This window comes from Wolbachia endosymbiont of Madathamugadia hiepei (assembly GCF_013366855.1).
GTDB lineage: Bacteria > Pseudomonadota > Alphaproteobacteria > Rickettsiales > Anaplasmataceae > Wolbachia.
The window spans coordinates 1-3,964 of record NZ_WQMP01000092.1; the positions used below are offsets into that span (position 1 = coordinate 1).

General features: G+C 34.1%; 5 protein-coding genes and 3 pseudogenes. 7 read left to right on the forward strand and 1 reads right to left on the reverse strand.

What is annotated here, in order from left to right; genetic code table 11:
- The 7 genes and pseudogenes from GO685_RS05940 to GO685_RS03790 form a co-directional block, all read left to right on the forward strand.
- A pseudogene (locus GO685_RS05940) lies at window positions 1–110 on the forward strand (IS5 family transposase); the annotation flags it as partial.
- Window positions 94–270 (forward strand): hypothetical protein, encoded by a 177-nt coding sequence (locus GO685_RS03765; RefSeq protein WP_175937636.1) that lies wholly within the window; start codon window positions 94–96, stop codon window positions 268–270. The pseudogene GO685_RS05940 and the gene GO685_RS03765, both read left to right, overlap by 17 nt.
- A gap of 267 nt (window positions 271–537) precedes the next feature.
- Entirely contained in the window at window positions 538–1,158 is a 621-nt protein-coding gene (locus GO685_RS03770) for an L-threonylcarbamoyladenylate synthase (protein WP_175937637.1), read from the forward strand.
- The gene (locus tag GO685_RS03775) at window positions 1,136–1,963 is read left to right on the forward strand and encodes a DNA polymerase III subunit delta' (protein ID WP_175937638.1); all 828 of its coding nucleotides are present in this window, start codon (window positions 1,136–1,138) and stop codon (window positions 1,961–1,963) included. Before GO685_RS03770 ends, GO685_RS03775 begins: the two co-directional genes overlap by 23 nt.
- A 64-nt stretch (window positions 1,964–2,027) precedes the next feature.
- Window positions 2,028–2,821: pseudogene (locus GO685_RS03780) on the forward strand (hypothetical protein).
- Window positions 2,822–2,870: 49 nt separating this feature from the next.
- Window positions 2,871–3,539: a conjugal transfer protein TraJ gene (locus GO685_RS03785; RefSeq protein ID WP_175937639.1), complete on the forward strand. Its 669-nt coding sequence runs from the start codon at window positions 2,871–2,873 to the stop codon at window positions 3,537–3,539.
- Window positions 3,540–3,601: 62 nt separating this feature from the next.
- The gene (locus GO685_RS03790) at window positions 3,602–3,862 is read left to right on the forward strand and encodes a hypothetical protein (RefSeq protein WP_175937635.1); all 261 of its coding nucleotides are present in this window, start codon (window positions 3,602–3,604) and stop codon (window positions 3,860–3,862) included.
- Here the strand turns inward: GO685_RS03790 and GO685_RS03795 are convergent.
- Window positions 3,806–3,964 (reverse strand): annotated as a pseudogene (locus GO685_RS03795) (IS982 family transposase); the annotation flags it as partial. The gene GO685_RS03790 and the pseudogene GO685_RS03795 sit on opposite strands and share 57 nt — an antisense overlap.

Below are 3,964 nucleotides of genomic sequence, written 5' to 3' on the forward strand. Positions count from 1 at the left end.
GCTTGAGGAATAAATCTGAGATAAATCGTGAAAAAGAACTGCTAATCAAGTGCTATTTACTCAATAAATTTACTGACATTGGCATGGCTAAATTTGAAATGGTTACATGAATTTATCATAAATCACCACAGCATAAGTTGCCATGCAATAAAGCCATCCCAGTGTCGGAGCACTGGAATGACAAAAGAAGGAGGCGCTGGGATGATAGGAGGAGGCGCTGAGGTGACAAGAAATGGGTTGCTAGGATGGCAGGAGAAGACACTGGAATGACGGGAGAAAAAGTGCTAGGGTAACAGGAGGAGGACTGCTTTCATGATATCCTTGTTGTGCACGTTACACCGGTAAAACAGTGTTCGTACAGTTGTGGTGGCTCAGTTTGAATGGCAAGTAAAAAACTTAGTGGCTACTGACAAAATTCATTATAAGATAGCAGTTTAACCGATGAAGAAAAACATGCCAGAAAAAAGTTGGTATTGAAACGATTACGTGAAATTATTTACTACTTATGCCGTAATATGAATGTAAGTTTTTAGCTATATGATATCTGAAATAATAAATGCAATACAGAACAACTTGTTAGTGTGTTTTCCGACAGAGACAGTTTATGCCCTTGCTTGTAGTGTACTAGATAGTGGAGCTATAAAGAAAATATACCAGGTAAAGAAGCGTTCTCAAAATAAACCACTATCTATACTCGTTAATGATATTTACAGTTTGACAAAAATAGCAGAGCTAGAGGAAAAATATATTAGTTTAGTAAATCACTTCTCTCCCGGACCGATTACCTATATCTTACAGCTTAAAAGTAATAACATATTACCAAATGAATTTTTTAAAGGCAGCATAGGCGTAAGAATTCCCAATCATCCTATTGCAATTTCAATACTAAATGAGCTGAAAGCTCCAATAGTGGCAACTAGTATCAATATTTCAGGAGAAAAAAGTGTATACAAAGCAAGCGATATACCTCAATCTATTAAGCAACATCTATCTGCGGTAGTTGAAGATGATAAATTAGTTTCCAGCATAGAATCTACTGTTGTTGACTTAACTGGAGATAAGATTAAGATTTTAAGAGGGGGTGCAGTTTCACTTCAAGTAATATGCTTCCAGATTGAGGTTCATAGGAGAAAGAATGAAAAAAGTAATAGGTCATGACCAAGCCAAAAAAAAGTTAATGGACAACTTGTCTGTTCAATCTTGGCTGGTCTGTGGTAAAAAGGGGATAGGAAAAGCAACACTTGTAAAATCCTTTTCTAATTGGTTTCTTATAAAAAACTATGAAGTAGCGTTGGATTTGCACATTGTTGAGGGTGACACAATAGGAGTAGAAAAGGTGAGAGAAATGAAAAATTTTCTGCACTTAAGCCCTATTCAATCAGAATACAAGATAGCCGTGATAGATAGCTTAGAAGCAATGACGAACAACGCTAAAAATGCGATATTAAAAATATTAGAAGAGCCGCCAAAGAACTCTAAAATATTCATAATTAGCCACAAGCCATACAATATACAAACCACTATCAAATGTAGGTGCTTTCAGCTAAATTTACTGCCACTGACTTATGGTGAAACGAAGCAAGTCGTTTCATCTCAATGTAAACCTGATGATCAAGTATTCGATGAAATGGTTATCCTATTTTCTGGAACACCAGGAATGATAATAAATACAATAAGTAGCGGTACCTATGAATCATACAGATGCTTTTATACATTCCTTCGTAATTTAAATAATCCCGAAGTAATTAATAAAGTAATAAACAGCGAAATCGCGCTAGAACTAGCATCATATATAATTCAAGCCTTCGTTTTAGACAAAATAAAAAGAGAGGTAAATGGTGTTGAAATTTTGCTAAGTAAGTGGAAAAAAATAGATGAACTTTTTGTTGCTGCTAAGCAACTCCACTTAGATAAAAAGCATGTTCTAGCTAATGCGATTAATATCATAGCATCAGTCCACTGAGCATAATACTTTTAGCATAAATTTGTGATAAAATACTGTCAATTTGATATTTGAAGTACATGGTTTGACTGATGATAAATTAACTGTGTGGCAATCGATAGAGGTTTTAACGAAAGCGATACTGAACATGCAGAAAGAATTAAGCTTAATTAAGAATATGGCTCTAGACCAGGACATAACCTTAGAAAAAGGAAAGGAGCTGTCAAATGGTATTTCTGAAGCAAATTTTAAGCTAAACAAAACAATTAATATAGCTACTTGCCAAAAATTGGCTATCACATGCTCAGTGGTGAGCTAGTTATACGCAATTATATTACGAAAGAGGAGGTAAAAATTCCTCGAGATTTTCATTACCTTAAAGTCATTAAATTGAATGACGGTGATCATAAATTAACGTTTTGCAACGTTTTAGGTAATGAGTTTTTTGAATATAAAAAATATGATCCACAATATTCTGGTGTTTCAGATGAATATAAATTTGTGGATTTTGGTAGTGTGAAAAAGACCCATAACCTAAAATTTAAGGAGCTTGTTGGTCATGCACCTAAGTTTTTTGCTATGGAGGGAGCTGTTGAGCCTGGGTCTCAAAACCATGCAGCGGATTTATTCGGGCTGGTAAAAGGTGATAGAGGTAGAAAGGTGGGAACCCTCGCTGATGAATTTGGTTATTTTGATGACCAAGATAAATTACGTTATTATAATTACCACAAAAGTGCAGATGGTAATACCTATGATCCTGAAAATTTCGATGTAAAGATGATAAATGTGGATATGAGCAAAATTGATAAATTCTGCCTTATTGCGGAACAAGGTGATATAATTATTCATTCTGTTTTAGAAAATTTAAATATATTTTGAAATTTTTAGGGTTTATTGTTGTTATAATAATTCAATAGGGCTTTATATTATGGAAGACAAGCTGCTCGAATCAGTAAAAAACAAGAGTTATTTTAGTAAAGCAATTGAATGGTACTATCATAGATACCTATCTTGTATAGCAGAAAGGTCTTGGATGGTATCGATAGTATCATTTCTCCTAGTGTGTTTATGTTTATTACTACTAAATATATACCTGTTGTTCCCTATTAAAAGAGATTTAAATTTTGTGAAATATGTGAATTACACAGAAGATGAGTTCTCTATAATACGTAAGCTTAGTTTTAATGAAGAAGATGATGAATACACTTCTATAGCCAGGTACTTAGTAAGTAAATACGTTGAAATATATGAATCTAGTAGAGTCATTGAGCCAGAATACCGAGAAAATTTCATACAAAACAACTCTATATATAAAGTCTATCAGGGTTTTCAAGAAAAAATGGGCAATGAAGCTAGTGATCTGTCTTTATCTAAGAGAAAAATTTTCAACATAAATGTAGTAAAGTTATCCATTGACCGACCAATCAAGGACCTAGTCACATTCGCCGGAAGTGCTGTTGTAGTTCTTACAACTGAACAAAATAAGAAGGTGGAGAATCAAACTGTTGATATCAGCTTTACTTTGTCCAATACTCAGGCAGCTCTAAGTGGTATAATACCATTTAAATTTATTGTTGATGGTTATAAATACAGGTGATCACACATCTTATTGGCTGAAACGCCTTCCAAGACTTTTAACTTCATTATTCTAGCCGTTAATTGGGGGATATAAGCAAATTTGTAATATGTCCTATTTGTTTTCCCAATAACGAAGGTTGGTACTACAACTCAGTATGTGGTATGCCATTGACTAAAGATGCTTTTTCTGGTTCCTGTATTTCACTCAGCTTACTTTGTACTTTGTTACAAGCCCACACAAGTGGAGTTATAATCAATGCAGCAGCCCAAAACGCTAACTATGGATTAGCCAATAAAGAAAGAGCTGGAAATAGAGGGCTTTTTGAGTTGCATGGAATATGAAGTGAGTGTAAAAAAGATGTGAACTAAAAAGTTAATAGGAGATCTATGGCGAGTATGTTCAATTTCTAATCTGTTTTTCAGGTAACCAAAAACCGTTTCAAT